General features: G+C 71.2%; 13 protein-coding genes. 11 read left to right on the top strand and 2 right to left on the bottom strand.

The window, feature by feature from the left end:
• Nucleotides 1-17 precede the first annotated feature (17 nt).
• The 8 genes from O1W71_RS07170 (at nt 18) to O1W71_RS07135 (ending at nt 10,117) form a co-directional block, all read left to right on the top strand.
• Nucleotides 18-1,010, top strand: coding sequence for a LacI family DNA-binding transcriptional regulator (locus O1W71_RS07170; RefSeq protein ID WP_114589134.1), 993 nt, complete (start codon nt 18-20; stop codon nt 1,008-1,010).
• A 121-nt stretch (nt 1,011-1,131) separates the two neighbouring features.
• On the top strand, nt 1,132-2,466 hold the full coding sequence (locus O1W71_RS07165) for a Gfo/Idh/MocA family protein (RefSeq protein ID WP_269267166.1): 1,335 nt from the start codon (nt 1,132-1,134) through the stop codon (nt 2,464-2,466).
• On the top strand, nt 2,463-3,398 hold the full coding sequence (locus O1W71_RS07160) for an NAD-dependent epimerase/dehydratase family protein (RefSeq protein WP_269267165.1): 936 nt from the start codon (nt 2,463-2,465) through the stop codon (nt 3,396-3,398). Before O1W71_RS07165 ends, O1W71_RS07160 begins: the two co-directional genes overlap by 4 nt.
• A complete protein-coding gene (locus O1W71_RS07155) occupies nt 3,395-4,294 on the top strand; it encodes a 5-dehydro-4-deoxyglucarate dehydratase (RefSeq protein ID WP_269267164.1) in 900 nt (299 codons plus the stop codon). The genes O1W71_RS07160 and O1W71_RS07155 overlap by 4 nt, the downstream gene beginning before the upstream one ends.
• Nucleotides 4,291-5,412: a mandelate racemase/muconate lactonizing enzyme family protein gene (locus tag O1W71_RS07150; RefSeq protein WP_269267163.1), complete on the top strand. Its 1,122-nt coding sequence runs from the start codon at nt 4,291-4,293 to the stop codon at nt 5,410-5,412. The genes O1W71_RS07155 and O1W71_RS07150 overlap by 4 nt, the downstream gene beginning before the upstream one ends.
• Entirely contained in the window at nt 5,409-6,848 is a 1,440-nt protein-coding gene (locus tag O1W71_RS07145) for an aldehyde dehydrogenase (NADP(+)) (protein WP_269267162.1), read from the top strand. Before O1W71_RS07150 ends, O1W71_RS07145 begins: the two co-directional genes overlap by 4 nt.
• 48 nt (nt 6,849-6,896) lie before the next feature.
• Nucleotides 6,897-7,868, top strand: a complete 972-nt coding sequence (locus tag O1W71_RS07140; protein WP_269267161.1) for a serine hydrolase domain-containing protein — start codon at nt 6,897-6,899, stop codon at nt 7,866-7,868.
• On the top strand, nt 7,865-10,117 hold the full coding sequence (locus O1W71_RS07135) for a beta-galactosidase (protein ID WP_269267160.1): 2,253 nt from the start codon (nt 7,865-7,867) through the stop codon (nt 10,115-10,117). Before O1W71_RS07140 ends, O1W71_RS07135 begins: the two co-directional genes overlap by 4 nt.
• 161 nt (nt 10,118-10,278) lie before the next feature.
• Here the strand turns inward: O1W71_RS07135 and O1W71_RS07130 are convergent, their stop codons facing one another.
• Both O1W71_RS07130 and O1W71_RS07125 read right to left on the bottom strand, forming a co-directional pair.
• Nucleotides 10,279-14,184: a glycoside hydrolase gene (locus O1W71_RS07130; protein WP_269267158.1), complete on the bottom strand. Its 3,906-nt coding sequence runs from the start codon at nt 14,182-14,184 to the stop codon at nt 10,279-10,281.
• A 113-nt stretch (nt 14,185-14,297) separates the two neighbouring features.
• Complete coding sequence (locus O1W71_RS07125; protein WP_269267157.1) at nt 14,298-15,281, bottom strand: LacI family DNA-binding transcriptional regulator; 984 nt, start codon at nt 15,279-15,281, stop codon at nt 14,298-14,300.
• A gap of 171 nt (nt 15,282-15,452) precedes the next feature.
• Between O1W71_RS07125 and O1W71_RS07120 the strand changes: the two genes are divergently transcribed.
• The 3 genes from O1W71_RS07120 to O1W71_RS07110 all read left to right on the top strand — a co-directional run bounded on the left by O1W71_RS07120 (nt 15,453) and on the right by O1W71_RS07110 (nt 18,680).
• Nucleotides 15,453-16,376 (top strand): carbohydrate ABC transporter permease, encoded by a 924-nt coding sequence (locus tag O1W71_RS07120; RefSeq protein ID WP_112616347.1) that lies wholly within the window; start codon nt 15,453-15,455, stop codon nt 16,374-16,376.
• Nucleotides 16,373-17,251 (top strand): carbohydrate ABC transporter permease, encoded by an 879-nt coding sequence (locus tag O1W71_RS07115; RefSeq protein ID WP_112616345.1) that lies wholly within the window; start codon nt 16,373-16,375, stop codon nt 17,249-17,251. Before O1W71_RS07120 ends, O1W71_RS07115 begins: the two co-directional genes overlap by 4 nt.
• A gap of 82 nt (nt 17,252-17,333) precedes the next feature.
• Nucleotides 17,334-18,680 (top strand): ABC transporter substrate-binding protein, encoded by a 1,347-nt coding sequence (locus tag O1W71_RS07110; protein ID WP_269267155.1) that lies wholly within the window; start codon nt 17,334-17,336, stop codon nt 18,678-18,680.
• The last annotated feature ends 8 nt before the right edge of the window (nt 18,681-18,688 follow it).

Genomic DNA, 18,688 nt, shown 5'->3' with positions numbered 1-18,688 from the left:
CGAAGGGCGGGGGAACGATGGCCGGAGCGAAGCAGACCACGATCACCGACGTCGCCGCGCACGCCGGCGTCTCACTCGCCACCGTCTCGCGCGTCATGAACGGCAACGCCACCGTCGATCCGGCTCTCGCCGAGCGGGTGCGCGCTTCGGCAGCGCAGCTCGGCTACTCGGCGAATCCGCTCGCGCGCAGCCTCGTGCTCGGCCGCACTCAGACCATCTCGGTCGTCGTGCCCGACCTGGCGAACCCCACCTTCCAGGGGATGCTGCGCGGCCTCAGCCGGGCCGCGGTCGCCGACGGCTACCACGTGCTCATCGCAGACTCCGACGAGAACGTCGACGAGGAGCGCCTGCTCGCGCTGGAGTCGCGGCGGCGCTCGGACGGACTGATCCTGTGCGCGCCACGCATGAGCGACGACCAGCTCGCCGACGTCGTCGCCGACGTCGCCCCCGTGGTCCTGGTCAACCGCACGGGCGACGCTCCGAGCGTGGCGGCCGACTATCGCACGCCTCTGCGCGCCATCATCGACCACCTCTACGCGCAGGGACACCGCCGATTCGCGTACCTCGCCGGCGCGGCGCGCAGCGCCTCGAGCGGGCAGCGACTGTCTGCACTCGAAGACGCGCGACGCGAGCTGGCGGACTGCGAGATCGCCGAGATCCCCGCCGGGGTCGACTTCGCCAGCGGCGCCGGCGCTCTCGACGATGTTCTCGCTTCAGGGGCGACGGGGGTGCTGGCATTCAACGATCTGTCGGCGATGGGGCTGCTGAGCGCGGCGACCGAACGCGGCATTCCGGTCCCCGGCCGACTCTCGATCGCGGGGTTCGACGACATCCCCTTCGCGCGGTACACCTCCCCCGCACTCACGACCGCCGCCGTGCCGATGGGCGAGCTCGGCGCGCGAGCGTGGTCGGCGCTGCACGACCTGCTGACGGGCCGCACGCCCGAGCCCGCCGTGACGGTCTCGCCCGACGTCATCGTCCGCGGCAGCACCGGCGCTCCCGCGGCCTGAGCCGCTCACCTTCGGCCTGAGCCTCGCGTCAGGAGGATCGCTCGTGCTACGCTGAGAAAACGTTTCCTGAGAGCGCTTTCCCACATCGACGGCCTCTCAGCTCTTGGCACGAAGGAGAGCCATGACCCACACGCGTTACGCCCTGGTCGGCGCGGGACACCGCGCCCAGATGTACGTCGACGCCATCACCGGGACCCACGCCGATCGGGCGGAGCTCGTCGCGATCTGCGAGCCGAACCCGGTACGCGCCGAGCACTACCGTGATCAGCTGGTCGAGCGCGGTCTGCGCGCCCCGACGCTGTGGTCGCCGGACGACCTCGAGCAGATGATCCGCGATTCTCGCGCCGAACGCGTCATCATCACCGCGCGCGACGATCTGCACGCATCCCTCATCGTGCGCTCGCTCGATGCCGGCGCGGACGTGGTGGTCGAGAAGCCCCTGACGATCGACGCGCCGAGCGCGGCGGCGATCGAGGATGCCGTCGAGCGCACCGGCCGATCGGTCGTGCTGACCTTCAACTACCGCTACTCGCCGCGCAACAGCGCCCTCCGCCAGGTGATCCAGGACGGCCGCATCGGGCGGGTGACCTCGATCGACTTCTCGTGGATGCTCGACACGAAGCACGGCGCCGACTACTTCCGCCGCTGGCACCGCGAGAAGGAGCACTCGGGCGGGCTCCTCGTCCACAAGGCGAGTCATCACTTCGACCTCGTCAACTGGTGGATCCGCGACGAGCCGCGCCGCGTGTTCGCCTCGGGCGGCCTGCGGTTCTACGGGGCGGAGAACGCTCGGGCCCGCGATCTCGGCGAGCGACCGAAGCGCGGCACGCACGACGGCCGCCACGACCCGTTCGAGCTCGACCTCCGCGACGACGAACGCCTGCGCGCGCTCTACCTCGAAGCGGAGAGCCACGACGGCTACCTCCGCGATCGCGACGTGTTCGGCGAGGGCATCACCATCGAGGACAACCTCGCGCTCGTCGTCGACTACGCCGGCGGGGCGACGATGTCGTATTCGCTGAACGCCCACGCCCCGTGGGAGGGGTACCGCGTCGCCGTCAACGGCACCGAGGGCCGCGCCGAGCTCGAGGTGGTCGAGCGCGGCGCCGTCCTCGAGGACGAGGGTCTGCACCCGGTGCTCGACCCCTCAGCCGTCGACTCCGCCGGCCCCGCCTCCCTCCGCCCGCAGGGCGAACGGCTGATCGTCCAGCGCCACTGGGAGGACGCCGTCGAGATCCCGATCGAGGCGGGCGAGGGCGGCCACGGCGGCGGAGACGACCTGTTGCTCGCCGACGTCTTCGTCGGCCCCGGCGATGACCCGCTGGCTCGACCCGCCGGCTGGGCCGACGGCGTTCGCTCGATCGCGGTGGGCATCGCGGGCAACCTGTCGCTGGCGTCGGGTCTTCCCGTGCACACCTCCGAGCTCCGCATCCGACTGCTCGACGGCCGGCGATGAGCCGGGTCGTCGTCACCGGCGGCTCCGGCCGCCTCGGTCGCAGCCTCGTCGGCGGCCTCGTCGCCGCGGGGCATCGGGTGGTCTCCTTCGACCGGACGGTCTCGGACGCCCCCGAGCTGCAGGGCGCCGACCAACTCGCCATCGACCTGCTCGACGCCGAGGCCACCGCCGCGGCGCTCCGCGCGCAGCGGGCGACCGCCGTCATCCACCTGGCCGCGATCGCCGTCCCCTTCAGCGCCCCCGAAGACGTCATCATGCGCACGAATGCGGCCCTGGCCGTCTCAGTGCTCGGCGGTGCCGTGACCGCAGGGATCCCGCGGATCGTCGCCGCTTCCAGCCCCACCGTGCTGGGCTACGGGGCGCCGCGCGGCTGGGTGCCCGACCGCTTCCCGCTCGATGAGGACACGCCGCCACGGCCGTGGAACAGCTACGCCCTGTCGAAGCTCGTGATCGAGCAGACAATGCGGATGCTGCACCGACAGACCGGCGACGCCGTACGCTTCGCCGCCTTCCGCCCGTGTTACGTGATCGCACCCGAGGAGTGGCGCGGAGCCCCCACGCAGCAGGGCCACACCGTTCGCGAGCGCCTCGACGATCCGAGCCTCGCCGCTCCCGCGCTGTTCAACTACGTCGACGCGCGCGACGTCGCCTCCTTCGCCGACGCTCTCCTGTCCGCTCTGCCCACGATCCCGAACGCCGAGACCTTCTTCGTCGGAGCCGACGACGCCCTCGCCCGCCGCCCGCTCGCCGAGCTCATCCCCCGCTTCCACCCCGGGACGGAGGAGGCTTCCGCCGTCCTCACCGGCACGGCGCCCGCGTTCTCGAACGCGAAGGCGCGTCGCTTGCTGGACTGGGCGCCCCGCTACTCGTGGCGCGACGCCCTGACCGAAGAACCCTCCCGCACCGACACCCGAAAGGACGTGCCGGTATGAACTTCGACGGCATCCTCTTCTTCCCCGTCACCCCGTTCGACGCCTCCGGCGCCGTCGACCACGAGCTGCTCGCATCGCACGTGAGCCGCGGTGTCGAGGAAGGAGCCGGCGGTGTCTTCCCCGCGTGCGGCACGGGCGAGTTCCACGCGCTCTCGACCGCCGAAGCGGCCGCGGTCGTCCGCACCGCCGTCTCGAGCGTCGCGGGAGCCGTCCCCGTCGTCGCCGGCGCCGGCGGCCCGCTCGGCCACGCCCTCGAGACCGCCCGCGCTGCCGCGGATGCCGGGGCCGATGCCCTGCTCGCCCTGCCGCCCTACCTCGTCGGGGGGCCGCAGGAGGGACTCGTCGCCTACGTCGAGGCGATCGCCGCGGCATCCGACCTGCCGGTGATCGTCTACCACCGCGCCAACGCGCAGTTCACGCCCGAGTCGATGCGCCGTCTCGCCGACAACCCGCGGATCGTCGGATTCAAGGACGGCACCGGCGACATCGGCACGACGCAGCTCATCGTCCGCGTGATCGCCGACGCCGGCCGCGACGACTTCGCGTTCTTCAACGGGCTCCTCACCGCCGAGCTCACTCAGGCCGCATATCGCGGCATCGGCGTGCCGCTGTATTCGTCCGCAGCCTTCGCCATGGCGCCCGAGGTCGCGAACGCGTACTACCGGGCCTACGTCGAGCACGACGAGGAGCGTCGCCTGGCACTGCTCGACGCGTTCTACACACCTCTTGTCGCGCTCCGCGACGAGACGCCCGGGTTCGGCGTCTCGCTCATCAAGGCGGGCCTGCGCCTGAGCGGGCAGACCGTCGGCGGGGTGCGCGCCCCGCTCATCGACCCCACCGCCGACCAGGAACGCCGCCTCGCGGCGATCCTCGATGCCGGGCGCGCCCTGCTGTGACGACGATCGCTGCGCTCGCAGCGCGCCTGATCCGGGTCCCGCTCACCCGCCCGTGGGCCGCCGACGTCACCTCGGTCGGCGTCATCGCGACGCACGTGCAGCGCAGTGACGGCGCCGAGGGGTGGGGCTTCTCGTGGACCCCGCAGATCGGGGCGGAGGCTGTGCTCGCCCTGCTGCGACACGACATCGCACCGGCCGCCGTCGGACGTTCCGCCGAGCCGGGCGGCGCATGGCAGGGCCTCTGGGAGCACCTGCACGAGGCGGGCGGTGGTGGCGTGACGACGATCGCCCTCGCGGGCCTCGACCTGGCGCTCTGGGATGCCGCGGCTCGCGCGGCCGGCTCGTCGGTCTCGACGCTGATCGGACGGCGCCGCGAGAGCGCCCGCGTGTACGGCAGCGGCGTGAACCTCCACTACTCACTCGATGAGCTCGTCGCTCAGGTCGAGCGGTGGGTCACGCGCGGGTTCACCGCCGTCAAGGTCAAGGTCGGCAAGCCCGACGTCGCGGAGGACCTCGACCGCCTTCGCGCCGTCCGCTCGGTGCTGGGCGCGGACCGGGGCCTGATGATCGACGCGAACCAGCGCTGGGACCTGGCCCGCGCGACGCGTTCGCTCGAGGTCCTCGCCGAGGTCCGACCCGACTGGATCGAGGAGCCCCTGCGCGCCGACGACCTCGACGGACACGCCGAGCTCGCGCGTCGACTCGGCGCCGGCGCGCGCATCCCGATCGCGGTCGGCGAGAACCTGCACACCGCGTACCGCTTCGCTGAGGTGCTGCGACGCGGCGCCGCGCAGATCGTCCAGCCCAACATCGTGCGCGTCGGGGGGATCACGCCGCTGCAACGCATCGCCGCGATCGCCGAGGACGCCGGCGCCGAGCTGCACCCGCATCTGCTGCCCGAGCTGTCGGGCCAGCTCGCACTGACCCTCCCCGGCGGCGCGGCCGAACCCTGGGTCGAGGACGTGGAGGATGCCGGCTTCGCCGAGCTGGGCGCCCTCCGCGGCCCCTCCCCCATCGTGATCCGCGACGGACGGCTCTGCGAGACCGACCACCTCGGCCTGGGCCTGCGCTTCACCGACGGACACTTCACCACTGACGACCGCGAGGAACACCGATGACCACCACCCCTGATCGCATCGACGAGCTGGCCGCCGCGGCGTCCGCCGCAGCCCCGATCTGGCGCGATTCGGATACCGCGACGCGCGCCACCTGGTTACGCGCTCTCGCCGACGCCCTCGACGGCGCTGCTGACGAGCTCGTCGCGATCGCCGATCGCGAGACGCGACTCGGCGAGACGCGCCTGCGCGGCGAGGTCGCCCGCACCACGGGCCAGCTGCGGCTCTTCGCCGACGTCGTGACGGAGGGCTCGTTCCGAGAGATCACGATCGACGAGGCCGATGCCGCGGCGACGCCGCCCCGGCCCGAGCTGCGTCGCCTGCTGGTGGGCATCGGACCCGTCGCGGTGTTCTCCGCCTCGAACTTCCCCTTCGCGTTCTCGGTGTGCGGCGGCGACACGGCGTCCGCTCTCGCCGCCGGCAACCCGGTGATCGTCAAGGCGCATTCCGGGCACCCGGAGCTCTCTCGCCGCACGGCCGAGATCGCCGTCGCCGCGCTCGACGGCGCCGGAGCGCCGGAAGGCTCCTTCGCACTCGTCGAAGGTCGCGAGGCGGGCAACGCCCTCGTGCAGCATCCCCTCGTTCGGGCGGCGGGCTTCACCGGCTCGGTGTCGGGCGGCCGCGCCCTGTTCGACCTCGCTTCCGGGCGACCGGACCCGATCCCTTTCTACGGCGAGCTGGGCAGCGTGAATCCCGTGGTCGTGACGCCCGCGGCGGCCGAGGCCCGCGGCGACGAGCTCGCCCGCGGACTCGTGACATCGTTCACCCTGGGGGCGGGTCAGTTCTGCACCAAGCCCGGCGTCGTCTTCGTTCCCCGCGGCAGCGGATTCGTCGAGTCCGTCGCCGCCGCCGCCCACGGCGCGACCGGCGGCCCGCTGCTGACCGACCGCATCACCGAGGCCTTCCCGGCGGGGATCGCCGCACTCGGGGCCGACGCGTCGGTGCGGGTGGCGGCAGAAGGCGTCCCGGGCGACGGCGCGCGACCCGTCGTCCTCGTGTCGGACGCGTCCGCGGTCGCCGCCCGTCCGGAGGTCCTGCTCGAGGAGTGCTTCGGCCCCGTCACCCTCCTCGTCGAGTACGGCGACGAGGGCGACGTGCACGCGGCCCTCGCCGCCGTGCCCGGCAGCCTCACCGCCACCCTGCACTCCGAGCCGGGCGACGACGTCGCCGCGACCCTCGCGCTCCTGCAGGAGCGCGCCGGACGCGTGCTGTTCGCGGGCTGGCCGACCGGCGTCGCGGTGACCTGGTCGCAGCACCACGGCGGGCCCTGGCCTGCGACGACCTCGCTGCACACCTCCGTCGGGGCCACCGCCATCCGCCGATTTCTCCGGCCGCTCGTCTTCCAGGACGCGCCGGCCGCGCTGCTGCCGCGCGAACTGCGTGACGAGTCGCTGGAGAGAACTCCGCACCGACGCAACGGCGTGCTCGTGCTGCCGTAACGGCCGGATGCCGGCGCGAACGGAAAACGCTTCCCGTAGGCTGGGGCGATGACATCGAGCTTCACCGCTGCGTTCGACTGGGCCCGCCGGCATGTGGCGGACGGCCGCCTGCCGTCCGCGGTCGTCGGGGTCGCCGATGCGAACGGCGTCCTCGCCCTCGACGCCGTCGCGGCGGATATCGACGATCGGTACGCGCTCTTCTCGATCACGAAGCCGCTGCTGGGCATCTCCGCTGCCCGCGCCATCCAGCGCGGCGAGCTCACGCTGCAGACTCCGCTGACCCGTGCCCTGCCCGAGTTCGGCCGCGACCGGGACGACATCGTGCGGCTCTCGCACCTCGTGAGCCACACGAGCGGCATCAGCGAGCCGCCGCTCGACACCCGACTCCCGCTCCGTACCGAGCTGCTCACCCGCGGCCGTGACTTCGTCGCCGGCACGGCCTCGCGGTACTCCACGCTCGCCTTCGAGGGCGTCGCCGCACTCGTCGAGAGCGTGAGCGGCCGCACCTGGCACGACGACATCGCCGACTGGGCATCGGGCATCGGCGCCGGCGGCCTGTCGGTCGACCTCGACGGCACGGCGCCCATCGCGGATGCCGCCGCCGCGGGCGCCGACATGGCGGCCTTCGCCGCGCAGCGCAACCCCGGGGCCGGCCTCGCCGGGAAGGCGCACGACCTGCTCGCGCTCGGGACCGAACTGCTGCGGATCCACGCCGGCGCCCGCGACGGCATCCTCGCCCCGGCGACGCTCGCGATGATGCGGCGACCCCTGACCGGCGACATCCCCCGATTGGAGCCTTACGCTGCCGAGCGCGGGCAGGACTGGGGTCTCGCCTGGAACCTCCGCAGCCGAGCGCCGGGCCTGATCGACCGCGACGTCTACGGCCACGGCGGCTGGGCGGGAACGGAGTTCTGGGTGCACCCGACCGCGGGCATCGCGTGGGTGCTGCTGACCAACCGGGCGTTGCGCTCCGGCGTCGACATCGACGAACTCGACAACGCGATTGTCGGCGCGCTGTGAGCGAGCTGCTCCGCGTCGAGCATTCCGCGTGGCCCCAGCCCGAACGGCCCGCACCGCTGCCCGCTCCCCACGAGCGCGCCCGCGGCATCTCGGTCACCGACCGCGCCCTGTACCGGCACGGTGAAGGCTGGGTGCCGGTGTCGGGCGAGGTGCACTACAGCCGACTGCCGCGCGATCGCTGGTCCGAGCGGATGCGGCAGCTGCGCGCCGCCGGCGTCACGGTCGCATCGACCTACGCCTTCTGGAACCACCACGTCGCCGAGCGCGGGCACCCGCGCTTCGACGGGAACCTCGACCTCGGGGCCTTCGTCGACGAGGCGGCTGCGGCGGGACTCGATGTCGTGCTGCGCATCGGTCCGTGGGCGCATGGCGAGTCCCGCAACGGCGGCTTCCCCGATTGGGTTCAGGCTCTGCCGGTCGTCCTCCGCAGCGATGACCCCGGCTACCTCGACCTCGTCCGGGAGTGGTTCGGCCAGCTCGCCGCGTCCCTGAGCGGCCGCGCGCGACCAGGCGGGCCGGTCATCGGCATCCAGCTCGAGAACGAGTTGTACGACCGTCCGGAGCACCTGGTCACGCTCAAGCGCCTCGCCCGCGAAGCGGGAATGGCGGCACCCCTGTGGACGGCGACGGCCTGGGGCGGGGCGCAGCTGCCCGACGGTGAGGTCATGCCGCTCTTCGGCGGGTATGCGGACGGATTCTGGGTCGACCCGGGCGCACCCTGGGACCAGACGTTCCGCGCGCATTACTTCCCCTCACACGACTGGGACGACCCGGGGGTCGGAGCGGACGTGCGCGCGAGCCAGGGCTTCGCGGCGGCGAGCGCGACGGCCGACCTGCACGGCTTCCCCCCGGCGACCTGCGAGCTGGGCGGGGGGATGGCCACCGCGTACCACCGTCGCCCGGTGCTCGGGGGACGCGATGTCGCCGCGCTCGCCCACATCAAGATCGGCAACGGGTCGGCCTGGCAGGGCTATTACATGTTCGTCGGCGGCCGGAACCCCGGACCCGATCTGCAGGAGACGATCGACACCGGGTATCCCAACGACCTCCCCGAGTTCGGCTACGACTTCCACGCCCCGATCGGGCAGTCGGGCGACCTCGCCGAATCCGCTCCGCTGCTGCGCGCGCAGCACGCCTTCCTCACCGCGTTCGGCGACCGCCTGTCCGGCATGTCGTCTGCTCTTCCCGACGTCCGCGCCGCGTCGCTCGACGACCGGACCACCCTCCGGTGGGCGCTGCGCTCCGACGGAGCGGAGGGCGTCGTCGTGATCTCGCACCACCAGCCGTACGAACAGGTGGAGGACGTCGCCGACGTCCAGCTGCGCGTCGTCGTCGGCGACACCGAGACCGTGCTCCCGTCGCGTCCGGTCACGGTCCCCGCGGGGACGCTCGCTCGATGGCCCGTCGGGCTCACGGTTGGGCAGGCACGGGTCGCCTGGGCGACGGCCACCCTGATCACGGTCCTCTCGGGCGGCCCGCGTCCGACGCTTGTGCTGCTCGAAGATCGCGGCATCCCCGCCGAGATCGCGATCGGCCAGGCCGGACCGCAGGTCGCCCGGCCGGGACGCGCTCCGCTCCGCTTCGACGACCTCGATGTTGTGGTGTTGCCGGCCGCCGACGCCGACCGGCTCTGGGTGCGCCCCGGGTCGCGCCCGGAGCTGTGGCTGACCGATGGCGAGCTGGCGTGGGATGCCGACATCGCGATGCTCCGTGGCGCTCGGGAGGCTCACCGCTACGACCCGCACACCGGCGAGTGGTCGATCGTCACGGGCGCGCCCGGCGGGCCCGGCCGCGTTACCGCGATGGGCAGCGCGCCGGTGGGAGTCGAGCTCGTCCGCCCGCCGGCCGCTCCGGCGACGGACTACGGCTTCGGCGGCCCGCGTCACCGCGCGCCGTCGGACGAGACGTTCGCCGAGCGGGCGGCTCGGTACCGGGTGCAGCTCCCCGCGACCTCGCTGGACCCCGAGGCGGACGCGGTGCTCGACCTCGACTGGGCGGGCGACGTGGGACGGTTCCTGGTCGACGGCCGCATCGTCGACGACCGCTTCTGGGACGGCACGCGCTGGTCGCTGTCGCTTCGGGACGCCGGGGCGACACCGACGAGCGAGATCACCGTCGAGGTGCTGGCGTTGTCTCCGGCCTCGACGATCGCGCTCGCGACGGATGCGGAGTCGCGGCGAGCCGATGCCGCGGCGACATCCCTGCGCGCGTCGCTCCGGCTGCGCGGTCCCTGGCAGCACCTCGCGTGATGCGGCACGCGGCGCGCGGCGCGCGGCGCCAGCGAACTCGGAGAATGACGCGTGAATCGGATGCCGCGCGGGCCGAAGCTCCGCTAAGCGTGGGATTCTCCGGAGACGGCGAGGCCGTGCCGATCGTCACATCGATCGGCACGGCCTGCGTCGTCGGGCGCTCAGGCCTGCGCGCGTCGGCGACGCAGCACGAGCGCTCCGGCGCCGAGCATGAGCAGCGCGAGCGCGCCCATCACCGTCGCGGTGATGCCGCCGGCATCCCCTCCCGTGCGTGCGAGATCGCGCGCGTCCGTCGAGGCAGCCGAGCCGTTCGCTCCGGCCCCCGTCACCGAGCCGCTACCCGAACCCGAACCCGAGCCAGCGCCCGAACCCGGAGCGCCGGTGCCGCCGCCGGTGCCGCCATCGGTGCCGCCGCCCGTTCCCGGGTCGACGACGGCGGCGGTCGGGACGATCGCCGCTGAGCGGGCGCTGCCGTCGATGAAGCCGGCCGCCTCGGCGGCCACCTCGACCGAGATCTCCCGGCCTTCGTCGGCGGCGGTCAGCGCATAGGTGTCGGCGGTGGCGCCATCGATCGCCGCCCCGTCGCGCAGCCAGACGAACGCGCGTGCCGCGTCCGCGGGATCGGTGACGGCCACCGCGCGCACGGTCGCGCCGACGCGCGGCTCGCCCGACACGACCGGCGTCTCGACGCCGACGGCGCGGTTCACGGTCACCGAGTAGGTGCGCGAGGCGCCGTCGGGAGCCGTGACCGTCACGGTTCCGGTGCTGCTGATCACGTCGTCGGCCGCAGGCACGGCATCCGCCGCCATGCGTTGGACATCGCCAGCCTGGTCCTCGCCGGGCTGGGTCACGACGACCGTGGCATCGTCGTCGACCGCGAGCGCGTGGAGCATCGGCCACGCGGACCCCGTCGTCGTGACGGTGTACTCCAGCGTGTCGGGCGCGAACCCGTCGACGGGCTCGTCGCCGACCGTGAGCCGCGCGAGATCCACGATCCCGGCCGGCGCCGGTGCCGCGGCGAAGATCTCGACCTCCGACACGATCATGTGCGTGTCGGGACGGGCGTTCAGCACGACGCGCACCTCGTCGGCGGCGCCGGTGACCGGCACCTCGACGCGCGGCGCACCCGCGGTGGGCTCCGGCACCGGAACGAGGTCGCCCTCGACCCAGTCGCCGCCGCTCACGCGGTGGTCGACCCGCATGGTCGCGGGCCAGCTCAGCGAGCTGCCGTCGCGGTAGAACTGCACGGCGACACGCGTCAGGGTCTCGCGCTGCGCCAGGGCGTAGCTCAGGGTGTCCTGCACGTTCTTCGTGCCCGAGCGCCAGTTCGACCAGCCCTTGTCGGTCGAGCTTCCGTTGATCGTGTTGCTCACCGCGTACTGCGTGCTCTCGGTGAAGGTCGCGCTCGGGCGGCTCTCGGGGGCGACGTTGCGCTCGGACGCGGCCGTGACGATCACGGTCAGCCGCGCGTCGAGCTTCTCGCCGCTCGGGCCCGTGGCCACGCCGGGCACCGAGACCCTGCCGGGCTCGGCGAACGTACCATCGGCGATGCCGTCCCACGCCCACTCGACCGGGACCGGGAAGCCCGCTCCCGAGGGTCGCAGCTCGGCCTCCACGGTGTCGTCGGCCTGGCTCCTGACGGCGTCGAGGGCGCTTCCGGCCGGGACGGTGACGGATGCCGGCCGCGTCGCGGTGTAGGCGCCGATCTCGACGGTCGCGCTCGCTTCGAACGAGCCGCCGAACAGCTCGGTGCCCGTGCCGGTGACCTCCACCGCACCGGGGCGCGAGAAGTCGACGCCGTCGAGCTGCCACGTCACCGGCGCCTGTCGCACCGTCCCTCCGACGTAGCGCACGCTCACGGACGCGGGCAGTGTCGGGGCGACGCCGACCGCGGTCGCGACCGTGACGGGCTCGGTGCCCGCGACGCTCGTGCTCGCGATGCGCCACTGCTGGTTCCCGCCGCCGTTGGAGGTCCACAGGCCCACCGCAGCGCCGGACGTCGTGCTGCCGCCGTTCACGTCGAGCACGCGCTCCGCGGCGACGTTGAGCACCGAGTAGTACGTGCCGTCCGTCGTCGAGGCCATCCACTGCAGGGCGGGATCGACCGCGGCTGCCGCCGGGTCGGCATCCACGAGCGCCGTGGCCGTGCCGCGCGAAGCGAGGAACTGCCCGGAACCGTTCTGCAGCGTGAAGCGGTGGCGGTTGGTGCCCGCGCCCTCGATCGTGCGGACGGTCCAGGCCTGTCCGCGGGCGGCCTCGGCCGTGGTGGCGAGCGAACGGACCGCGAGGCTCGAGCTGCCGTCGAGGGCGAGTCCGCTCTGAAGACCCGTGAGCTGCACCGTCTCGCCGTCGCGGAAGGCCGCGGCATCCGATGAGACGCCCGAGACGCCGTCGATGACGAAGGTCACGACCGACTTGGCGGGCACCGTCAGCGTCGCGGTGCGGGATGCCGCGTCCACGGCGACCGGCTGCCCCTGCCGGAGCGCGTTGACCGAGGGCTCCGCGGCGGTCGACTGCGTCGTCACGATGGGGGTCACGGTCGCCCCGGGGGCTACCGTGCCGAAGTCGCTCAGGTCGATCTCCACCGTGCGTTCGGCGGCCTCGGCGTTGACGTGCACGATCGTGGCGCCCTCGCCGTCGGCGTCGATCGCCGCCGTCGACTGCGCGTTGTCGGTCGCGATCAAGCGGTCGCCGGGGGTGATGTAGTGCGTGAAGTTGCGCACGGTGTTGAACTTCTCGTTCGTCAGCACCTTGCAGGAGGGGTCGGCGTCACCGTCGCGGAGCCGGCGCTCGGACTGCCCCTCGTCGTTGCAGTCGAAGTCGATGAAGACGCTGCCCCAGTTCAGCTTCTCGACCTTCTCCATGTTGTAGAGGTCCTCGACCGGCTGCCAGAACACCCAGGCGTCGGGCTCGAGCTCGCGCAGGTCACCGACGATGTGCTGGGCCATGCCGAGGCCGTTGTCGATGTCGTCGGTGACGAATCCCTTGCTCTGATCGGTCCAGTTGCCCTCGACCTCGCTCATCCACAGCGGCTTGTCGGCGGCCTTGGCGATGTCGCGGACGACCTGGCGCCCGCCAGTGCCGTACGTGTGGACGTTCAGCTGGTCGACGAGGCCCTTCGCCTGTGCCGACCACGTGTTCCAGTTGGTCGCGAAGATGCCCGGGTTCGTCTCGTCCATCGCGGAAATCACCGCATCCGTGCTCGTTCCCGGCTGCGCGAGGCGCTCGGCGAGGGCTGTGATCATCGCGTCCTGAGCCTGCGGCCCGATGTGCGCGCCCTCCTGGCGTCCACCGGTGGGCCAGGTGGCACCGTCGGGGATCTGCGTCGACCAGTAGTTCGTGTTGGGCTCGTTGAACGGGTCGATCGTGTCGAACGAGATGCCGTGGACCCGCTCGAGCTCGTCGACGACGTTCACCAGATAGCCGGCGAACTTGTCCATGTCCGCCGGGGCGAGCTGCTCGCTCGTGGCGTTGTTGATCCCGCCCGAGACGTAGCCGCTCTGGGTGAGGAAGTAGGGCGGGGAGTTGCTGAACGCCTCCCAGTGCGTGACCTTGTCCTTCAGCGCGCCGAGCCACCAGCGCTGCGCGAGGTCCTGCTCGAAGTCGTACGCGTCGGGGTCATCGGGGTCCCAGGCATCCCGGTACCGGTCGCGGTCGGCGAAGGTCGAGGTGATCGCCCCTTCGTCATCGGTCGCCGGCAGGTTCGGATTCCAGAAGCCGGGAACCGCGCCGCCCGGCCGCAGGTACGGCGGGACGTCGGAGGCGTTGCCGCCGCCGATGTTGTAACGCGCGATGTTGAGGTTCAGGCCTTCGTCGCCGAAGACGGCGTCGAAGAGGTCCTGCCGGACGTCCTCGGGATAGTCGCCGGTCGCGTTGGCGAACCAGACGAGGCTCGTGCCCCATCCCTCGAACGGCTTCTCCGAGGCGGTGGCGGGATTCGGAGTGATCCGCACGGCGGCGGCGTCGGCGGCGTGCACCGGCGGGGGCGCGACGGCGGCCGCAGCGGTGAGCCCACCGGACGCGAGCGCCACCGCGCAGGTCATCGACATCAGTCGAGCTGACTTCATCGTCATTCCTATCCGGTCGCAACGATGCGACCTCAGGGGGGGTGATGTTGACGTAAACATGTTGACGTCAACATCGAGCCTAAGGGACGTCTCTGTCCCGGTGCAACGGTCGATCAGCGGCGCGGGCCGGAACTCGCACGCACGACGAGCTCGGTGGGGACGAGCGTGCGCTCGGCCGGCACCTCTCCCCCGTCGATCTCGGTGAGCAGCGACCGCACGGCGGCCGCGCCGATCCGGTCGAAGTGCTGACGTACGGTCGTCAGGGGGGGCCAGAAGTTCGCCGACTCGGGAGCATCGTCGTACCCGACGACGCTGACGCTCGCCGGCACAGGGCGATCGGCCTCGTGCAGCGCGCGCAGCAGCCCGAGCGCCATGCGGTCGTTGGCGACGAAGACCGCCGTCACGCGGTCGTCCCCGGCGAGCGCCCGGCCGATCTCGTAACCCGACTCCGCGGTCCAGTCCCCGACGTGCACCTCGGGTACCACCGCACCGCGGGCGACGAGCGTGTCGTGCCAGGCGGCTCGCCTGCGCTCGGCGGCGAAGGACTCCCGCGGACCCGAGATGTGACTCACGGTTTCGTGTCCGAGGTCGAGCAGGTGCTCGGTCGCGAGGCGCGCGCCCAGCGTCTGGTCGTTGTCGACGACGGGATACGGATAATCGGCACTCGAGTCGACCACGACCACGGGGAGTCCCGTCGGCAGCGCCAGCTCGCGCTCGCCCAGACGATGCGTCTCGATCAGGATGATGACACCGTCGACGGCATGCTCGGCCAGGCGCACGAATGCACCCGAGACGTCGGACTGCGTCGCCGACTGCACCGTGATGACGGTGAGGGAGTACCCCGCCTCGGCGGCGACGGATGCCACGGCGTCGAGCGTGCGCGTGTTGCCGTAGCTCGCGAGCGAGAACATGATCACGCCGATGCTGCGGAAGCGTCCCGAACGCAGTGCACGCGCGGCACTGTTGGGTCGATAGCCGAGCTGCGCCATCGCCTCCTGGACGCGCGCCCGGGTCTCGGGGTCGACGTTCTCGCGGCCGTTCGCGACCCGCGAGACGGTCTGACCCGACACGCCGGCCATCGCCGCCACGTCGGCCATCGACACTTCCCGACGCCGCGGTCGAGCGTCCGGGCGTACGGCTGGCCCTGCTTTACCCATGCCCGGATCCTCCTTGATGTTGACGTTGACATGCTAGCGTCTCCGAGTTATGTTTACGTCAACATCCGCGCTCAATCGGCGAGCGCCTGCATCACAGAAGAGGCATGGACGATGACGACCACAACGGCACCCCCTCCCGCCGTGCGCACCGCGCGGAAGCGGCGGCGCGTCAGCGTCGAACAGCGCGGATGGCTCTTCGTGGGGCCCTTCGCGATCGTGTTCGCCCTCGTCTTCCTCGCACCCCTCGCCTACGCGCTCTACCTCAGCTTCTTCCGCGAGCAGATCGTCGGCGGCAACGCGTTCGTCGGCTTCGAGAACTACCTGACGGCCTTCGCCGACCCGAAGCTGTGGGACGGCTTCCTCCGCGTGCTGCTGTTCCTGCTGATCCAGGTGCCGATCATGCTCGTGCTCGCCCTCGCTGCGGCCCTCGCGATCGACAGCGCGCGCCTGCACGCCTCGGGCTTCTACCGGATCATCATCTTCCTGCCCTACGCCGTGCCCGCCGTCGTCGCGGTCCTCATGTGGGGCTACATCTACGGCGACCAGTTCGGCCTCGCCGGCAACATCAACGATCTGCTCGGTGCCCAGGTCCTGCGACCCTTCCTCCCCGAGTGGATGATGGTCTCGATCGGCAACATCGTGACCTGGCAGTTCGTCGGCTACAACATGCTGATCTTCTACTCGTCGCTCAAGACCATCCCCGGTGAGCTGTACGAGGCGGCATCCCTCGACGGCGCCGGCGCCTGGCGCACGATCCTCTCGATCAAGATCCCCGCTCTGCGCGGCTCGATCGTCATCGCCACGATCTTCTCGATCATCGGCAGCTTCCAGCTCTTCAACGAGCCGAACATCCTCAAGCCCCTGGCCCCGAACACGATCACGACGTTCTTCACGCCGAACATGTACGCGTACAACCTCTCGTTCGCCGGCCAGCAGTACAACTACGCCGCCACCGTCGCGATCATCATGGGCGTCATCACGGCGGTCATCGCCTACGTCGTCCAGTTGCGCGGATCCCGTCAGGAGATGCGATGACCGCTCCCGCCCTCGCCCGCAGCACGCCGTTCGCCCGGCGGAAGTCCGTCGTGCTCACCGTCGTGATGAGCCTGTTCATCCTCTACACGCTGCTGCCGCTGTTCTGGCTGATCATCAACGCGACGAAGACGCAGGGCGACCTGTTCACGACGTTCGGCCTCTGGTTCGGCGACAGCTTCAACCTGTGGAACAACATCGTCGACACGTTCACCTACCGCGACGGCATCTTCCTGCGGTGGCTCGGCAACACGCTCCTCTACGTCGTCGTCGGCGCGGGCGGAGCCACGGTGCTGGCCACAATGGCGGGCTACGGCCTGGCGAAGTACAACTTCCGCGGCCGCAAGGCGGTCTTCGCCGTCGTCATCGGCGCCGTCGCCGTTCCCGGCACCGCCCTCGCGGTCCCCACGTTCCTCATGTTCAGCCAGCTGGGCCTGACGAACACCCCGTGGGCGATCATCATCCCCTCGCTCATCAGCCCCTTCGGCCTGTACCTGATGTGGGTGTTCGCCAGCGATGCCGTTCCCACCGAGCTGCTCGAGGCCGCTCGGATGGACGGCGCCAGCGAGATGCGCACGTTCTTCACCATCTCGACCAAGCTCCTTATGCCCGGCATCGTCACCGTGCTGCTGTTCGCGGTCGTCGCCACGTGGAACAACTACTTCCTCCCGCTCATCATGCTCAGCGACCCCGCCTGGTACCCGCTCACCGTCGGGCTCAATCAGTGGAACGCCCAGGCCACCGGAGCCGCGGCGCAGCCCATCTACAACCTGGTGATCACCGGATCGCTGCTGTCGATCATCCCGATCGTGGTGGCCTTCCTCATGCTGCAGCGCTTCTGGCAGTCCGGTCTGAGCGCCGGCAGCGTCAAGCAGTGAGCACACCCCCGAAGACCCTGTATTCCGCACCACCTGAATCCACAACAACCCGAATCCACAACAACGAAGTGAAGGAACTCCCATGACACCCATGCGCAAGGGATCGGCGCTGCGTCGCGCCGCATCCGTCGTGGCCCTGACCGCAGCCGCCGGCCTCGTGCTGGCCGCCTGCTCGTCCTCCGGCCCCGCCGCGGGCAGCGGCAACCCCGACGACCTTGACGCGGCCCTGAAGGCCGGCGGCGAGATCACCTACTGGTCGTGGACCCCGTCCGCCGAGGCGCAGGCCGAGGCGTTCATGAAGAAGTACCCCGAGGTCAAGGTCAACGTCGTCAACGCGGGCACCAACACGGAGGAGTACACCAAGCTCCAGAACGCGATCAAGGCCGGCTCGGGCGCCCCCGACGTCGTGCAGATCGAGTACTACGCCTTCCCGCAATTCGCCCTCACCGACGGGCTGCTCGACCTCGCGCCCTACGGCTTCGGCGACCTCGAGAGCGACTACACCGCCTCGACGTGGAACTCCGTCGACTTCGACGGCAAGATCTACGGTCTCCCGCAGGACTCGGGTCCCATGGCGCTGTTCTACAACAAGGCGGTCTTCGACCAGTACGGCCTGACGGTCCCGACGACGTGGGACGAGTACATCGCCACCGCGCGTCAGCTCACCGCCGCCGACCCGACGAAGAAGATCACGAACGACACCGGTGACGCCGGCTTCGCCACCAGCATGATCTGGCAGGCGGGCGGCCAGCCGTTCTCCGCCGATGGCACCGACGTGACGATCAACGTCGCCGACGAGGGCTCGAAGAAGTGGGCCGACACCTGGAACACGCTCGTCGAGGACGACCTGATCGCCAGCACCCCGAGCTGGAGCGACGAGTGGTTCAAGGGCCTCGGCGACGGCTCGATCGCGACCCTCGTCATCGGCGCCTGGATGCCCGGCAACCTCGAGTCGTCGGTGGCCGACGCGGCGGGCGACTGGCGCGTGGCTCCCATGCCGACCTACGACGGCACCCCGGTCTCGGCCGAGAACGGCGGCGGCGGCCAGGCGGTCACGAAGCAGAGCGAGAACCCGGCCCTCGCCGCCGCGTTCCTGAAGTGGCTGAACAACGACGAGGAGAGCCTGACGATCTTCGCCGAGAGCGGCGGCTTCCCCTCGACGACCGCGCAGCTCGAGTCGGATGAGTTCCTGAACAAGGCGCCCGAGTACTTCGGCGGCCAGAAGATCAACGAGGTGCTCGTGCAGGCGGCCAAGGACGTGCGTCCGGGCTGGCAGTACCTGCCCTTCCAGGTCTACGCGAACAGCATCTTCAGCGACACCGTCGGGCAGTCCTACGCCTCGAAGTCCGACCTGAACGAGGGCCTCGCCACGTGGCAGGACCAGCTCGTGCAGTACGGCAACGACCAGGGCTTCACCGTCAACAAGTGACGCCCGAC

It is taken from the genome of Microbacterium sp. H37-C3 (assembly GCF_027157935.1).
In the GTDB taxonomy this organism is placed as follows: domain Bacteria; phylum Actinomycetota; class Actinomycetes; order Actinomycetales; family Microbacteriaceae; genus Microbacterium; species Microbacterium plantarum.
The sequence above is the reverse complement of the archived record's forward strand: the minus strand, read 5'-3'. Positions and strand labels throughout refer to the sequence as shown.

What these genes read in the sequence shown, in the direction of transcription:
- O1W71_RS07125 (WP_269267157.1), bottom strand. Translation starts at nt 15,281, where the DNA reads ATGGCCGACGTGGCGGCGATGGCCGGCGTGTCGGGTCAGACCGTCTCG.
- O1W71_RS07145 (WP_269267162.1), top strand. Translation starts at nt 5,409, where the DNA reads ATGACCACCACCCCTGATCGCATCGACGAGCTGGCCGCCGCGGCGTCC.
- O1W71_RS07115 (WP_112616345.1), top strand. Translation starts at nt 16,373, where the DNA reads ATGACCGCTCCCGCCCTCGCCCGCAGCACGCCGTTCGCCCGGCGGAAG.
- O1W71_RS07110 (WP_269267155.1), top strand. Translation starts at nt 17,334, where the DNA reads ATGACACCCATGCGCAAGGGATCGGCGCTGCGTCGCGCCGCATCCGTC.
- O1W71_RS07170 (WP_114589134.1), top strand. Translation starts at nt 18, where the DNA reads ATGGCCGGAGCGAAGCAGACCACGATCACCGACGTCGCCGCGCACGCC.
- O1W71_RS07160 (WP_269267165.1), top strand. Translation starts at nt 2,463, where the DNA reads ATGAGCCGGGTCGTCGTCACCGGCGGCTCCGGCCGCCTCGGTCGCAGC.
- O1W71_RS07140 (WP_269267161.1), top strand. Translation starts at nt 6,897, where the DNA reads ATGACATCGAGCTTCACCGCTGCGTTCGACTGGGCCCGCCGGCATGTG.
- O1W71_RS07155 (WP_269267164.1), top strand. Translation starts at nt 3,395, where the DNA reads ATGAACTTCGACGGCATCCTCTTCTTCCCCGTCACCCCGTTCGACGCC.
- O1W71_RS07165 (WP_269267166.1), top strand. Translation starts at nt 1,132, where the DNA reads ATGACCCACACGCGTTACGCCCTGGTCGGCGCGGGACACCGCGCCCAG.
- O1W71_RS07130 (WP_269267158.1), bottom strand. Translation starts at nt 14,184, where the DNA reads ATGAAGTCAGCTCGACTGATGTCGATGACCTGCGCGGTGGCGCTCGCG.
- O1W71_RS07120 (WP_112616347.1), top strand. Translation starts at nt 15,453, where the DNA reads ATGACGACCACAACGGCACCCCCTCCCGCCGTGCGCACCGCGCGGAAG.